A 15,745-nucleotide genomic window follows, 5' to 3' on the forward strand; every position below is an offset into this window, starting at 1 on the left:
ACAACCATCCGCGTAGCCTGTCAGCGGCAATGCTCACAGGTCCATATTCTATTATACCCTTCTGCGTTTCAATAAAGTTCGATAATCAATTGAAAGAAAGTGATAAATGAATTCTTACGTGTTTTGCAAATCATTTTACACAAACGGGATGTATTTTCAGAAAGACTGTGCTAACATACCTTTTGATCGTTAAATAAATCTATGAAGAAAGGTGAATGAATGACAACCAGAGCACTAAAAAATGGTTCGGTATTGTCCGAAGCCAAGGAACTGAATTTGTTCCATTTGACATGGCCCATTTTCCTCGAATTGTTCCTGTTTATGCTGATGGGCAGCGTCGATACGTTCATGATCAGTTCTGTATCTGATAATGCCGTGTCGGGTGTAGGTGCGTCCAACCAAATTATTTCAATTGCTATCCTTGTACTGGAGGTTATCGGCAACGGCGCTGCTATCGTCGTAGCTCAATATATCGGTTCTAAAAAGCTTGTCGAAGCGGCCCAGGTTACGGGTACGGCCATTACGTTGAATCTAATGGTGGGTCTTTTGCTTAGCGTGATTTTTCTCGTGTTTGGTACTCATATGCTGCAATGGCTGAATGTCCAGGGAGATATTCTGGTTTATGCGGAATCGTATATGAGCATCGTCGGGGGTGCCATTTTCCTTCAGGCATTGATTAACGCGCTGGCGGCGACGATTCGTACACATGGTTTTACCAAGGAAACGATGTATGTGTCTGTGCTGATGAACGTGATTCACGTCATCGGTAACTATGTTTTGATTTTCGGACATTGGGGAATGCCTGCGCTCGGCGTAGAGGGGGCAGCTATTTCTACGGTGGGAAGCCGTTTTGTGTGTCTCCTGATTTTCTTCTGGCTGATGTACCGCGTAACCGAGGTGCGTGTCGAGTGGAAATATTATGTTCAATTGTCCAAAAAGTTTATCGCTAAAATTTTGCGGATTGGTGTACCCTCCGCGCTGGAGTCCATCATGTATCAATCGTGTCAGCTCATTTTCACACTGTACGTGACCTATCTGGGCGCAGAAGCGATGGCAACCCGTCAATATGCCAATAACATTTCGAGCTATATCTACTTGTTCAGTATGGCGGTCGGCATGGGTACGGCCATCGTGGTCGGAAGACTGGTCGGAGCGAGACAGAAGGATACAGCCTACAAACGTGTAATGAGTAGTGTAAAATGGGCGCTCCTCGTGACCGTTGTTATTGATGTGGTGGTTATCTTTTTCCGTGTGCCTTTGCTTGGTCTGTTCACCGAAAACCCTGAAATTATCCGTTTGGGAGCACAAGTCATTTTACTTAGCATCCTGTTGGAAACCGGCCGGACGACGAATATCGTCATTATTAACTCCTTGCGTGCCGCAGGAGATGCCAAGTTCCCGGTCTTCATGGGATTGATCTCCATGGTCTGCATGAGCTTGCCACTCGGTTATCTGCTCGTGTTCAAGCTGGATATGGGGCTGGCAGGTGTGTGGCTGGCGATTGCTGCTGATGAATGGACACGTGCAGTCATTATGTATGTCCGCTGGAAAAGCCGTTTGTGGGAAAAACATGCGCTGATTGAGCACGATGCACCAGATCAGCCTGCAACCCCGATTCCGGTACACTGATTCGAGGATCATTTATGATTATGTAGAGGTAGTTCAAGAGAGCATCTTGATCTGCCTCTTTTTGCTGTGCGGAGGGAAAATAGTAGTTAATCATGGTATTCATAAATAGAAGTATGGTAAATTTACTAAAAAAAAGATATACTTTTGTTGCACTAATGCAGTGCATGCAGTGCATGCAGTACATGAAGGACAAGGAGCGTATCCATGAAGAAACCGACGATTGAAGATGTTGCCCAGAAGGCGGGAGTGTCTAAAAGCACAGTCTCGCAGTTTCTGAACAAACGATATAAATACATGAGTGACCAGACCAGAGACCGGATTTCCGAGGTCATTCAAGAACTAAATTATCAACCTAACGGACTGGCTCGCAGCTTGAAGCAGAACCGGACGTTTATGGTGGGTGTCATTGTAGCCAACATTGATTACACGCTGTCGATCCAGTCCATTCGGGCTATTGAGGAGGAATTGCAGCGTTTTGGCATTCAGGTCATCATCTGTAACGCCGACGAGAACCCGGACAAGGAGAGTCAGTATATTGAAATGCTTAAGGCCCGTCAGGTGGACGGCTTGATTATTTTCCCGACAGGCAAGCATGCGGATATTTATAACCAGCTCATCCGTGAAAAGTATCCGCTGGTGTTTTTGGATCGTCTGGTAGATGGTGTGAACACGCGCAGTCTGCTGCTGGATAACGAAATGGCGGTCAAGCTGGCGATTCAGGAGCTGGTGGCCCATAAGCATGAACGGATCGCGCTGATTACCCTGCCGCTTGGACTGAACCGGATTACTCCGAGGGTAGAGCGGTTGAGCGGGTACAAAAAGGCGCTGGAGGAGCGTGGCCTCCCTTTCCGTGAAGAGTACATGCGCAGCGTGCCGAAGGAGGATATCCAGCAGACGCTGGAGGAGCTGTTTCAGTTGCCGGAGTCGCCGACTGCGCTGCTGGCCGGGAACGATATCGTGCTGGCAGAGGTGCTGAAATATGTGAATGCCCGCCGTATACGCATTCCGGCCGAGCTGTCCATTATCGGAATTGACGATGCGGAGTTTGCCCATATTTACAATCCGCCGATTACGACCATTACGCAGCCGATTGCGGATATGGGGAAGCAGGCGGCAAAAACGTTGCTGTCCAGCATCGAGGAGGGCGGCGAATCGGTTCCGATCATTTACCGCTTTGTACCTGATTTAAATCGGGGCGAATCCGTCAAAACGTTGTAGAGCATCATCAGGCATCACGTTATAAAAGTAGCCCGTATTCCTTTCTGCGTCCCAAGCCTGTACGTACTGCTTGGCCGCGCATAAGTGACTACGGGCTATTTGAGTTATCTTCGAAGATTCCTGATTCATCCTTGCGGAGCTTGCGAATCCGGCCGTGAAGAAAAAGGCAGGGGAATAAACCCTGCCTAATTCGTGCTGGCGCTGAGTAAAAAAGACTCCAGCTCGGATCGCGTAGGATAGCCGTCCATGTCCCCGGCTGACATGACAGCCAGTGCGCCGAGGGCGTTGCCGCGTTTGACCGCTTCGGCCAGGGACAAGCCCTCCAGCAGCGCGCTGATGACGCCTGCGGCAAAGCCGTCACCCGCCCCGACGGTATCGACGACATGCTCCACGCGGAAACGTTTGACATATCCTTCTGCATCGGCGGATTTATAATACGCGCCTTCCGTTCCCAGCTTGATGATGACTAGCGAAGTACCACGGTCAAGGTAGAAGGAAGCGATATCCTCTGGTGAGGTGTAGCCTGTCAATATTTTACCTTCATGAATGCCCGGCAGAAGCCAGTCGCAACCCTCAGATGCCTCGTTAATTGCCTCCACCATCGTTTGCGTATCAGGCCATAACTTGGGTCTGAGGTTCGGATCAAAGGATACGGTTTTCCCTGCCTTTTTCATAAACTGCCGCGCATGTCGGGCGAAGTCACGACACTCAGGGGAAAGGGCGACAGAAATACCTGTAAAGTGCAGATGGCGTGCCCCGGCAAAGTATGCCTCGTTAAAATCGGCGATGCTTAATGTGGAAGCGGCAGAGTGTCTGCGAAAATATTCGACCTCCGGGTCTCCGCTTGTGACTTTGGATTTAATCAGCATCCCGGTGGAGTGGTTTTTGGTAAACATGACGTTCTGGGTGTCGATCCCCTCTTGACGCAGCGCCCCGGCAATGAACCTGCCGAATGCATCCTCGCCTAGTTTGGTCACGAGTCCCGCCCGCAGTCCCAACCGCGCCAAACCGGACGAAACATTCGTCTCTGCCCCGGCCAGCGCTTTGGTGAACGAACGCACCTCATCCAGAGAGCCTGCCTCATTGGCATAAAACATGGCCATCGGTTCTCCGAAGGTAACAGCATCCAATGTTGCGGTCATTCTAAATTCCTCCTTTGTTTAGTAAACTAAATCTGTAAGCGTATGCACCAACTGAATAAATTGAAATTATCACATAAATCGGTTTTTCACAATGAGGAAGTTGATATATTTGTTAAAAACTTTTTGGATAATGTAGATAAAAAAATATGATTTTGTTTATCAAAAGGTAAAAAGAGTGTAAAAGTTCGTGAATATTAAGGATTTTTCAAGGAATAGTGAAGATTTGGGTTGACACCCTCTTAGATAATAATTACAATTCTAGCTAAGAAGTAGAGTTAGAAATCGCTTTTATAACGATTCCGTTGATAAAAAAGTTTACCTAAACAGGAGGAATGTTTTTATGGAAATGCGTTATTCAACTCATCCCGAACATGCCAAACATTTTACGACTGAAGAACTGCGTCAGCACTATTTGATACAGGAACTGTTTGTGCCTGAGGAAGTTAAGCTGGTTTATACGCATGAAGATCGTGTCATTATCGGGGGCATTCATCCCGTGAATAAATCCGTTGCGCTGGAAGGCAGCGATCAAATCAAGGCGGAAACCTTTTTGGAGCGCCGGGAACTGGGTATTTTTAATGTTGGCGGCAGCGGTACTGTAAAGGTAGACGGTGAAACCTACGAGTTGAACACGAAAGACTGTCTCTACGTAGGCAGAGGGGGCAAGGAGTTGATCTTTGAAAGCGATTCCAGCTCGAAACCTGCAAAATTTTACATTGTGTCGGCGCTGGCTCATACCACGTATCCGACAACGAAGCAGTCTTTTGCCGATGTGCCGTCTGAAAGTCTGGGCGCGCAGGAAACAGCCAATAACCGCACCTTGCGCCGTTTTATCCATGATGAAGGCATTCAGAGCTGTCAGCTGGTTATGGGGATGACGACACTGGAAAACGGAAGCGTATGGAACTCCATGCCGACACATGTCCATGATCGTCGTATGGAAGTGTATTTCTACTTTGAGCTGGATGAGAACGCCAGAATGTTCCACATGATGGGTGAGCCGAACGAGACGCGCCATCTGGTGATGAAGAATGATGAAGCGGTTATTTCGCCACCTTGGTCTATTCACTGTGGTGCGGCTACTGGCAGCTACACCTTCATTTGGGGCATGGCCGGTGAAAATAAAACGTACAAAGACATGGATCAGGTAGCCATGAGTGAGTTGCGTTAATCCGGCATATTGGAGCGGGGTACTTGCAAGCGGCTACTGGAACATAGCCATCCCATCGTGGAAAGGATCAGGAAAATGACGAAAAAGAAAGTTTTGGAGCATATCACTTCGGTTGGGGTTGTCGCGGTCATTCGGGGAAACACAGCGGAGGAAGCATACCAAATGTCCAAAGCCTGTATTGAAGGCGGTTTGGACAATATTGAGCTTACGTTTACCACGCCGGATGCGGATCAGGTGATTCGCAGATTGAGAGATGAATTTAAGGACCGGGCAGTGATTGGTGCAGGAACCGTACTAGAAGCGCTGACAGCCAGAATTGCTATTTTGGCTGGAGCGGAGTTCGTGGTGAGCCCTTCTTTTGAAGAAGAAACGGCGAAACTGTGTAATTTGTACGCGATTCCCTATATGCCAGGTTGCATGACGCTGAATGAGATCAAGGAAGCGATGAAGCTGGGCAGTGATATTGTGAAGCTGTTCCCCGGCAGTGCAATGGGTGCGGATTTTGTTAAGGCGGTCAAAGGGCCAATGCCTCATGTGCAGATTATGCCAACGGGCGGCGTGGATCTGGATAATATGGAAACATGGCTGCGCAACGGAAGTGTCGCGGTGGGTATCGGGGGCAACCTGACGGCTCCGGCCAAGGATGGCCGCTACGATCTGATCACAGAGAACGCTGCGCGTTATGTGGCTAAATATAAGGAAGTTCGTGCAGCGCTGTAGGATTCAGTAGAGGTATATATTTTAAACTAAAATATGATGGAGGCGTAAGTATGGGTCTGGATACTTTTTCATTGGATTTTTTCAGCCTGAAAGGCAAAACAGCGATTGTAACGGGTGGCAACAGCGGCTTGGGTCAGGGATATTCAGTAGCTTTGGCTAAAGCGGGCGCGGATCTGTTCATTGTAGCCAACAATGATGATTATGAAGAAACAAGACGTTTGCTTGAACCTACAGGTGTGAAGGTTGTCTTTCATGAGGCGGATCTGACGCAAAGAGAATCTATTACAAAGATTGTAGAAGAAGGCGTCAAGGCATTCGGTAAAATCGATATTCTCGTAAATAACGCAGGTACGATTCGTCGCGCTCCTTTGCTGGAGTACAAAGATGAGGATTGGGACGCTGTAATGGAAATCAACTTGAATGCCGTCTATCACCTGAGTCAGGAAGTGGCAAAGGTGATGGTTGAGCAAAAAAGTGGGAAAATTATCAATGTTGCTTCCATGCTTGCTTTTCAGGGTGGAAAGTTCGTTCCGCCGTATACAGCAAGTAAGCACGCAGTCGCTGGCTTGACCAAGGCGTTTGCCAACGAGCTGGCGGTTCATAACGTTCAGATTAATGCGATTGCCCCTGGTTATATTGCTACGGCGAACACAGCTCCAATCCGTGCGGATGAGAGCCGCAATCAGGAAATCTTGTCGCGTATTCCTGCGGGACGCTGGGGTGATCCGTCCGATTTGATGGGAGTAGTTGTTTTCCTCGCAAGTCAGGGCTCCGATTATATGAACGGTCATATTTTGGCAGTGGATGGCGGCTGGCTGGTACGTTAAGCAGCACTGAATGCATCTAAGTCATGGACCGAAAGCTGCCTCAAAAGGAAAGCATCCTTTTGGGCAGCTTTTGTTTGTTTGGCTGTAGCTGTGGTTATACGCTGAATTGAAGATTTGGAGTGCTACGCTTATCCGTCCTATGCATATGGCATAAATGCCATTATAATTTAATGAGATAGAAATTGCTCAGGCTCCAGCCGTACACTCGGTTGGAGCCTTTGAGCATAACACAGATAGATTGGAGAATGGAGAGATGAGTTCACAGCAACACCAACGAGCTTTGGTATACAAATCCTTGTGGCATGCCGGTCCTTGGGTGCTTGCCGCAGGGATCATTCTGGTAGGTGCCAATCTGCGCGCCTCGATTACCTCGGTAGGACCTCTTATCGGTTTGATTAAGGATTCTTTGCATATTTCGAATACACTGAGTGGTCTATTAACGACATTGCCGCTGCTGGCTTTTGCTCTGTTGTCGCCTTTTGTAGCCAAACTGTCGCGCCGCTTCGGGTCGCCTCTTATTATTTTTGCAGCCTTGCTGCTGTTGACCGCAGGTATTGTGGTGCGCTCAACGCTGGGGGTGACCGCATTATTTGCTGGGACAGCCATGCTGGGACTGGCTATTGCCGTGTGTAATGTTTTGCTGCCCAGTTTGATCAAAGAGGAGTTTCCTCGCAACAGTGGACTGATGACCGGTGTATATTCAGTATCCATGAATGTAGTCGCTGCAACAGCATCCGGTCTGAGTATACCGCTGGCTCTGAACGGAGGTCTGGGCTGGCGCGGTTCTTTGGGGATATGGAGTATTGTGGGTGTAGTAGGTATTCTACTGTGGGTTCCCCAGCTTCTCAAGACGCGCAAAACAGTCAATAAGGCGGCGGTGTCCGCCCGAACCGTGAATGTGTATACATCGTCTTTGGCCTGGAAGGTGACGCTGTTTATGGGGTTGCAATCTGCCCTGTTCTACGTCCCTGCCGCATGGTTTCCCGAGATGATGGTTGGACAGGGTATGGATTCGGAGACTGCGGGATGGATGCTGTCCGTTATGCAATTTTCGCAAATGCCGTTTACTTTTATTGTGCCTATTTTGGCTGCACGGGTGAAAGATCAGCGGGTATTGGTTCTGATTATGGCTGCGCTGTATTTTATCGGTCTGGGTGGATTTCTGCTGGGGGCTACGCAGTGGAGTGTGATTTGGGTCATTTGTATCGGTATAGCGGGTGGTTTTGCTTTCCCGTTGGTGATGATGTTCTTTAATTTGCGGACGCGGACACCGCAGCAGGCAGCAGAGTTGTCCGGTATGGCCCAGTCCTTTGGCTACTTGCTGGCGGCGACAGGGCCGACGCTGTTCGGCTATTTGCATGATGCTACACAGGGCTGGACCATTCCGCTGCTGCTGCTGTTGTGCCTGAGTGTATTGCTTCTGTTTACAGGGCTGGGAGCGGCGAAGAAACGATATGTCGGAGGCGAAGTGGATGATCAGGCTGCAATTTGATGCAGACGGCTATAGTGTAATCTGTGGCACGGATCGTGTCATACTGCTGGCTAAGGAGTATGCGCTATTGCGATTTTTGTACGATAACCGCAATCAGGTGTTTACCCGGGAACAACTGCTGGATCGTGTGTGGCCGCTGGAATATCCGGTGGAGCGCACGGTGGACGATCATATCTATAGATTGCGCAAAAAGCTCAAGCCATGGAATGCTCTTCTTATTCATACGGTCCGGGGGTATGGCTACAGCTTGACCCTTACTGGCGTGCAACGACAGAATCATCCGTCCCTGCGCGATCAGGAGGTACAAGACGCTGTCAACGGACTGTTACGGAAATACCAATTGCTGGGACAGGGGAATTCCATCGTGGCGCTGGCTGCTCAGCAGGAGCAGATGGGGTTCGAACTGTCTCCTTTTTATCAGATGTATACCCGGTTTGTGCAGGCCGATATATTGTGGTTTTTGGAACGGGAGGACTTTGCTCCTAAAGATCGACTGTACTGGATGTTACTGCTATATATAGGTACAGCAGGGGTGACGGATCAGAAGCTTGCTCTATGTGAGCGGGCGCTTTCCAGTGGATTACTATCCGCCGAGCAGGAGCGGGAATTGCGTATTCTCAACATCCTGGAGGCTTATGTGGAGAATGGACAACCTGAACGCGCACTGGAGAGACTTCCGCTGGCTTTTGCAGTGATGGAGCGGGATGAGCTGGACAAATTTGTGATGCCTGTTGCGCTGATGGAGATGTACATGCATCTGACCGCCAACCGTATGGAGGAGGCTAGGGTACTATCCGTTCGATTGGAAGAGATGCTATCTGAGGCTCCGTATTTGCGGGAGTTGGGGCGTTATCGGATGATGCAGGGATTCATGCTCCTGCTTACCGGGGGAGTGAACGAGGCCGAGCGGTTACTGGATGAGGGGCTGAACACGCTTGATATGGCTAAACAGGAGCTGCTTAAAATCAAGGCAGTCTGTCAAATCCGCGGCTTTTTGAAGCGTTATGGTGCTTTTCCTGCGTTGGAAGAGAAATATGCTACTCAATATGAACGACTTGATCGGGACAATGGCTTAACGATGCATCGTTTGGCACTAAGGCGTTGGTTGGAGCAAACACTTTCTGCGATCTGATGTTTTTCGCTGTCTGATTTTCCTCTGATATAGGCCCGCTAGAATGTTTTTATTGCTACTAATGTAGAAAATGAAAGCAGGGTGAATAGAAATGAAGGAAAAGAAAGAATCAGAATCCACGCCTAGCATTTGGCGCAACGGCCGTTTTCGGCGGATGTTTGCGGCGCACACGGCTGCTTCCTTTGGCGATTGGTTTGATGCCATCGCCATTCAGGTGCTCGTCGCTTACCGCTGGGAAGCCGATCCCATGCTAATTGCGCTGATTCCGGTAGTGATGGCGCTGCCGGGTCTGCTGCTCGGCTCTATCGCAGGCACGTTAGCCGACCGGGTGCATAAGGCCCGGCTGATGATCGTCTGCGATGCAGCTATTGCCTTGCTGACGCTGGCGATTCTCGCTGTTCCGGGCCCGGCGTGGCTGTTGCCTCTGCTGGGTTTGCGCGCGGCGGCTGGCGTATTCCAAATGCCCTCACAGCAGGGCTTGACCCGCACTGTAGTCGCCAGCGGCGACCTGTTTCAGGCGACCTCGCTGAATGGGCTGGTCAATCAGGCTTCCAAAGTGGCAGGGCCATTATTGGGCGCCATGACCTTGGCTGTGCTGTCGCCCCAAGCCTGCATTATCCTCAATGCGCTGCTGCGCCTGTGCTCAGGCCTGGTTCTGTGGCCGCTACGAGGAATCGGCCCCGCCCTCGACAGCGTAGAGCAGCATGCGACTACTGCTGTGAAACAAGGAAAGCTGGATTCGCCAAGCGAGGCTGAGGCTGATGAAGCCGAGCATCGGAAGGGACGCGTCGGCGCATCCCGTTTTTTCAGCCAATGGCGCGAGGGCTGGGCGTTTCTGTGGCGCAGCCGGATGCTTTTGCATACGCTTGTGTTCGGACTTTTCGGCATGATCGCCATTCTCATGATTGACTACCAGTTTCCGACGTTGCTGCGAGTGCTCGCTCCGGGTAACGAATCGCTGCTCGGCTGGCTGGTTTCAGCCATAGGCGCTGGTGCCGTCGGATGCATGCTTGTGCTTAATCGCTTGAATCGCATAAGCGCAGGCTGGGGGCTTGGTGGAGGTTATGTGCTGGTTGGTGGAGCTATTGCTGCTTTAGGCTGGGCGCAACCGGGGACAGGATTACCCGTACTGCTTATGATTGGGGCCATGCTAGGCGTGGGAAACGGCCTGTACATCATCACCCAGAATTACATATTGCAAGCCGGAACACCGGCCGATATGGTGGGGCGCGTCTTCGGTATCCAAAGTACCGTGACCGGAGCGATCATGATCGTCTCACCGCTTATCGGGGGTGTAATGATTCGTATGGCCGGACCAGGCACTACCTTTGTCTGGATTGGAGTGACGATTGGGGCTTTGGGTTTAGTCGGACTCATGCTTCAATCCGTCATTTGGCGCGAGTCACTTGCTGATTTCAACAATTCTGCTGTGAAAAATGCCGACCCTGCACAGTAGTTGGTTTCCAAATTTCGTAACTGAACATTTTTAGAATAGGAGGATGATTATGACTCAAAAATCTTCGTCCACAACGTCTGTGGCGCGGTTACTGGAGGGATCGCGGGTGTATCTGCGTCCGATTCACGTGGAGGACACCGAACTGTACTATAATACGTTGTTTGATCAGGACGTGAGGAGGATGACGGGTACGCAGCGCAGCTTTACCAAGGATCAAATTGGGCGTTATATTGAATCCAAAGGGCAGGATACCTCCAGCCTCCTGCTACTCATTGCCCTTCAGGAAGATGATCGTATCATCGGTGACATTGCTCTTCAGGATATGGACAGCCTGAACCGCAGTGCCAACATCCGCATTGCCATTAATGAACAGGAGAATCAGGGAAAAGGCTACGGCACTGAGGCGCTTGTGCTAATGCTGGATCACGGATTCGGTATCTGTAATCTGCATCGAATTGAGCTGAACGTGTATGATTTTAATGAACGGGCTATCCGTTGCTATGAAAAAATAGGCTTCCAACGTGAAGGCGTGCAACGGGATGCTTTATTTTATAATCATCAATACCATGACTCCATTCTGATGAGTATGCTGTCCTCTGAATACCGTGTCCGCTATGTAGAAAAAGCAGAGAACTGATTCAAAACGTTTACAGCGGTTTAATGAAAAGGTATAATAAAGGCATATATGCGCGAACCTATGTAGGTTACTGAATGACAACATAAAATGACAATGAATTACCGGAGGAGCCTGTCACCAAGGCTCCTCTTTGTCTTTTTTAAGGGGATCTGTAGCTGCACAGGTTCCTTTTTTTGTTGTGTTCAGGGCACGTCAGCACATATTTTGCGCAAAGTTTTAGCATTTTATCAATACTAGATGTCTACCATTTGATGATTAAAGGAGGTATATGAGCCATGCAATTTATATTGTATCTTTTGCTGATTCTGCTGTTTACTAAAGTGGCTGGTGATCTGTCGGTAAGGCTTGGTCAGCCTTCGGTGCTAGGGAAGCTGATTGCTGGTATTGTACTCGGTCCGGCGGTATTGGGGTGGGTTCAGAACAACACACTTATTCATGATATGTCTGAAATCGGAGTGCTGCTGCTGATGTTCATTGCCGGGTTGGAGACGGATCTGGATCAGCTTCGGCGTAACTGGAAACCTGCGGTAGCCGTAGCAGTTGGGGGGATTATTCTTCCGTTGATCTGCGGTTTTGGAGTCGGGGAAGCCTTCGGATTTTCCGTGCATGAAGGATGGTTTCTCGGTGTTGTCCTGAGCGCCACTTCCGTCAGTATTACGGTCCAGGTGCTAAAGGATATGAACAAGCTTAACACCCGGGAAGGCTCGACGATTTTGGGTGCGGCCGTGCTGGATGATGTGCTGGTGGTGGTGTTGCTTGCAGTGATGATGAGTGTATTCGGGGTAGGAGGGGGAACATCTCTGGGACTTCTCGTCGGCAAAAAGCTTCTTTTCTTTGTCGTCGCTATATTCGGAGGTTGGTTTGTGGTTCCCTGGATTATGAAAATACTGGCTCCGCTCAAGGTGACAGAGGCCACCATTACCGCTGCTTTGATCATCTGCTTCGGGTTTGCGTATTTTGCAGATATGTTGGGTATGGCGGGCATTATCGGAGCCTTTGCTGCCGGGATTGCCATTTCGCAAACGAGCTTTAAGCATGTCGTAGAAGAAAAAGTGGAGCCTATCGCTTATTCCATCTTTGTCCCTGTGTTTTTTGTCAGCATTGGATTAAATGTTTCTTTCGAGGGAGTAGGGCAGCAGATCGGATTTGTCGTTGCGTTAACACTGGTTGCAATGGTGACAAAGTTGATCGGTGGCGGAATCGGGGCACGTCTGACAGGCTTTAATAACCGTTCTTCGCTCGCGATTGGCTCCGGTATGATATCTCGCGGCGAAGTCGCGCTTATTATTGCAGCAACCGGGCTGCAAACGGGTCTGCTGGCACAGCAATATTTTACATCCGTCATTATTGCTGTCATTCTGACGACTTTGGCTGCACCTCCGATCCTCAAGCTATGCTTTAGCGAAAAGAAGTCTCCCGGCCGTGAGCAGAAGAAGGAAGCTGAGGCCTGACAAGCATAGCTAAGTCATATCTAAAAGACCCTCCGGGTTCATATTCTCACAGTGTGTATGGAAAGTCCGATTTGTAGCAAAACCGGACTTTCGATGACATATGGGACATGACCGAAGGGTCTTTTTATCATACGTATATGTCGGATTAAGTGCAGGAATTAGGACTCGGATACCACGGTGAAGCGTTGGTTCAGATGCTGTGGTTTCTCGATTTCGTCAATTACAGCCACCGCATAATCTTCATAGCTGACATAGCTTGCGCCTTTGGAATTGACTTGCAGCACATCTTTGCCAATTTTATAAGAGCCGGTGCGTTTGCCAAGAGCAAATTCAGCAGAAGGACTAATGAAAGTCCAGTTCAGATCGCTGGTTCCACGCAAAATTTCCAGGTTCTTTCCTTGATTATTAGCCGTTGGGTATACGAAATCCGGGAAACCAGGCGTGTCTTTTACCAACAAGGTTTGGGACTCATCTGTGAACAGGCTGCCTGCGCCGCCCACAACAATCAGGCGAGTACCGGACACATTACGCAGTGCTTCAATCAGAACGTTACCTGCATCTACATGCAGATGCTCTTGACCGAGTGGAGCAGCAAAAGCGTTAACGACAACGTCAAAGCCTTTCAGATCGTCTGTTTTCAGATCGAAAACGTCTTTTTGTACCACAGTCGCACGGCTGTCTGTTACTTTGGCAGAGTCGCGAACGATCGCCGTTACCTCATGCCCTCTGTCCAATGCCTCTTTAACAATATTGCCTCCTGCTTTACCACCTGCACCAATAACTGCAATTTTCATAATGAATAACCTCCTATAAATGTTATTTAGATTACTAGTTTGATCATGGGTTTGCCACGTTCATTCACGAACTCGGATATGTAACTATTATAGTTACAAAATATAATGAAAGTCAAGCCCTTGTGTTGGGCATCCTAAAGCCATCCGATTAAAAAGAAATGATCTCGTTTAAGTATATAAGGTGAAGCTGAATGAGCCTAGATAAGCAACTTTGGATAGATAAAAACAACAGACAGGAAAGGAAGAGTGAACCGATATGAGTAAAAAGGTACAGCTTGAACCCACAGCGCAGAAGTTCGCAGACGATAACGCCAAGCCTCCGTTTCTGTACGATTTGGGCCCTGAAAAGGGACGTGAAACGGTCAATGAGGTCCAATCCGGTCCAGCAGACAAGCCTGCCGCAGACGTGGAAGACTTGTCTATTTCCGGCGGCCCAAGCGGGGAGGTCAAGGTCCGGATTGTTCGTCCACAACAGGTGACAGGGAACCTCCCGGTTATTGTATACATCCACGGGGCAGGATGGGTATTCGGTAATGCCCATACGCATGATCGTCTGATCCGTGAACTGGCCGTGGGTGCGCAGGCAGCGGTTGTATTCCCGGAATACAGCTTGTCACCTGAAGCCAAATATCCAACGGCAATTGAGGAAATCTACGCGGTCGTTCAGTGGGTGGCTCAGCATGGACGCGAGCATGGGCTGAAGCATGATACGCTGACGGTAGCTGGAGACAGCGTCGGTGGTAACATGACCGCAGCCGTAACGCTGCTTGCCAAGGAACGCAGCGGCCCTGCTATCCGACAGCAGTTGTTGTTCTATCCGGTGACAGACGCTTCTTTTGACACGGAATCGTATCATGAATTCGCCACAGGGTATTTCCTGAGCCGAGAAGGGATGCAATGGTTCTGGGATCAATACACGACAGATCCCAATGAACGGGCACAGATTACGGCATCTCCGCTGCGGGCAACGACCGAACAGCTCAAGGGGCTGCCGCCAGCATTGGTCATCACAGGCGAGGCTGACGTGCTGCGGGATGAAGGGGAAGCTTACGCGAACAAGCTGCGTGAGGCTGGGGTGGATGTGACCGCAGCCCGCTTTCAGGGCATCATTCACGATTTCGTAATGCTGAACCCGTTATCGGAAACCGCAGCTAAGCGCGGGGCGATTGCGCTGGCTACCTCATGGCTGCGCCAAGGGTTTGAGGGCTAGTGCAATATAAAGCTTTTCAAAGGCACTGACATATGATGTGGTCTATTTCTGTTAAGGACTGAGGCTGTTTTCCCGAAGGATTTACTTTCGGGAGGACAGCTTTTTATATATGCCTAAAATGAAACCGCTTCACGTTCGTTGAACAGAGTGATAATATAAAATTTGAAAGATTTGACCGACATTTTAGCCTAGGGATTTAAGGGGGATATCCATGCCATTTCAGGGACAACGCATTTTGCCTGCTGCCAAGCACATGAAGCAATTGGAGGGCATTTTGGACAGCTCCTATGAGTACGCGGTTTTTCTGGATACGCATGTAGCGCAGCTACGCAGCCTGTATCAGTTGGCACGGAGCCGCAACAAGCAGATGCTTTTGCATGCCGATCTGGTACAGGGCTTGAAGAATGATGAATATGCCGCTGAATATTTGTGTCAGGAGATTAAGCCGTTCGGTATTATTTCGACTCGATCCGGCGTGATTGCGACCGCCAAAAAGAAGGGGATTCTCGCTGTGCAACGGGTATTTATGCTGGATACGATTGCGCTGGAGAAAAGCTACGCACTGGTGGAAAAAACGCGACCCGATTATATCGAGGTGCTGCCTGGCGTTGTTCCCCCCATGATTACAGAGGTCAGTGAACGCACGGGTATTCCCATTTTGGCAGGAGGGCTGATTCGTACCCCGGAGGATGTGGAAGCGGCTCTCGCCGCGGGAGCTACAGCAGTTACAACATCCAATAAACAGCTTTTTGAGCATTATAGGCAATAGCTAATAACCCCTTTTCATCGTGTACGGTGTGTGCTACGATATGGATAAGTTAATACTCGTCAGGAGATTTGGAGAGACCATGAACCGCTCGGCATAC

14 protein-coding genes are annotated in these 15,745 nt (G+C 49.5%); 12 read left to right on the forward strand and 2 right to left on the reverse strand.

Features of this window, described 5'->3' with window-relative positions:
• Positions 1-219 precede the first annotated feature (219 nt).
• Both E0698_RS15140 and E0698_RS15145 read left to right on the forward strand, forming a co-directional pair.
• Complete coding sequence (locus E0698_RS15140) at positions 220-1,629, forward strand: MATE family efflux transporter (protein ID WP_192512093.1); 1,410 nt, start codon at positions 220-222, stop codon at positions 1,627-1,629.
• Between the two features lie 204 nt (positions 1,630-1,833).
• Entirely contained in the window at positions 1,834-2,847 is a 1,014-nt protein-coding gene (locus E0698_RS15145; protein WP_134912029.1) for a LacI family DNA-binding transcriptional regulator, read from the forward strand.
• 185 nt (positions 2,848-3,032) lie between these two features.
• Here the strand turns inward: E0698_RS15145 and E0698_RS15150 are convergent, their stop codons facing one another.
• Positions 3,033-3,989 carry a sugar kinase gene (locus E0698_RS15150; RefSeq protein ID WP_192512094.1) on the reverse strand — a complete coding sequence of 319 codons (957 nt, stop codon included), beginning with the start codon at positions 3,987-3,989 and terminating at the stop codon, positions 3,033-3,035.
• 340 nt (positions 3,990-4,329) lie between these two features.
• Here E0698_RS15150 and kduI point away from each other — a divergent pair, with 340 nt between their 5' ends.
• The 8 genes from kduI (at position 4,330) to E0698_RS15190 (ending at position 12,875) form a co-directional block, all read left to right on the forward strand.
• Positions 4,330-5,160: a 5-dehydro-4-deoxy-D-glucuronate isomerase gene (gene kduI, locus E0698_RS15155; protein ID WP_044644318.1), complete on the forward strand. Its 831-nt coding sequence runs from the start codon at positions 4,330-4,332 to the stop codon at positions 5,158-5,160.
• Between the two features lie 75 nt (positions 5,161-5,235).
• Positions 5,236-5,880 carry a bifunctional 2-keto-4-hydroxyglutarate aldolase/2-keto-3-deoxy-6-phosphogluconate aldolase gene (locus E0698_RS15160; RefSeq protein WP_192512095.1) on the forward strand — a complete coding sequence of 215 codons (645 nt, stop codon included), beginning with the start codon at positions 5,236-5,238 and terminating at the stop codon, positions 5,878-5,880.
• A gap of 50 nt (positions 5,881-5,930) precedes the next feature.
• Complete coding sequence (gene kduD / locus E0698_RS15165) at positions 5,931-6,707, forward strand: 2-dehydro-3-deoxy-D-gluconate 5-dehydrogenase KduD (RefSeq protein ID WP_192512096.1); 777 nt, start codon at positions 5,931-5,933, stop codon at positions 6,705-6,707.
• 253 nt (positions 6,708-6,960) lie between these two features.
• Positions 6,961-8,199, forward strand: a complete 1,239-nt coding sequence (locus E0698_RS15170; protein WP_192512097.1) for a CynX/NimT family MFS transporter — start codon at positions 6,961-6,963, stop codon at positions 8,197-8,199.
• Positions 8,180-9,331: a winged helix-turn-helix domain-containing protein gene (locus tag E0698_RS15175; RefSeq protein ID WP_192512098.1), complete on the forward strand. Its 1,152-nt coding sequence runs from the start codon at positions 8,180-8,182 to the stop codon at positions 9,329-9,331. Before E0698_RS15170 ends, E0698_RS15175 begins: the two co-directional genes overlap by 20 nt.
• Positions 9,332-9,422: 91 nt before the next feature.
• Entirely contained in the window at positions 9,423-10,787 is a 1,365-nt protein-coding gene (locus E0698_RS15180) for an MFS transporter (protein ID WP_192512099.1), read from the forward strand.
• Positions 10,788-10,836: 49 nt separating this feature from the next.
• Positions 10,837-11,424, forward strand: a complete 588-nt coding sequence (locus E0698_RS15185) for a GNAT family N-acetyltransferase (protein ID WP_192512100.1) — start codon at positions 10,837-10,839, stop codon at positions 11,422-11,424.
• A gap of 275 nt (positions 11,425-11,699) precedes the next feature.
• Complete coding sequence (locus tag E0698_RS15190) at positions 11,700-12,875, forward strand: cation:proton antiporter (RefSeq protein WP_192512101.1); 1,176 nt, start codon at positions 11,700-11,702, stop codon at positions 12,873-12,875.
• A gap of 158 nt (positions 12,876-13,033) precedes the next feature.
• Here the strand turns inward: E0698_RS15190 and E0698_RS15195 are convergent, their stop codons facing one another.
• Entirely contained in the window at positions 13,034-13,669 is a 636-nt protein-coding gene (locus E0698_RS15195) for an NAD(P)-dependent oxidoreductase (protein ID WP_044644324.1), read from the reverse strand.
• 256 nt (positions 13,670-13,925) lie between these two features.
• Between E0698_RS15195 and E0698_RS15200 the strand changes: the two genes are divergently transcribed.
• Both E0698_RS15200 and E0698_RS15205 read left to right on the forward strand, forming a co-directional pair.
• Complete coding sequence (locus E0698_RS15200) at positions 13,926-14,879, forward strand: alpha/beta hydrolase (RefSeq protein ID WP_192512102.1); 954 nt, start codon at positions 13,926-13,928, stop codon at positions 14,877-14,879.
• Between the two features lie 211 nt (positions 14,880-15,090).
• On the forward strand, positions 15,091-15,648 hold the full coding sequence (locus E0698_RS15205) for a glycerol-3-phosphate responsive antiterminator (protein ID WP_134912039.1): 558 nt from the start codon (positions 15,091-15,093) through the stop codon (positions 15,646-15,648).
• Positions 15,649-15,745: the final 97 nt, after the last annotated feature.

Origin of the sequence: Paenibacillus sp. 23TSA30-6 (assembly GCF_014858585.1) — a bacterium.
GTDB lineage: Bacteria > Bacillota > Bacilli > Paenibacillales > Paenibacillaceae > Paenibacillus.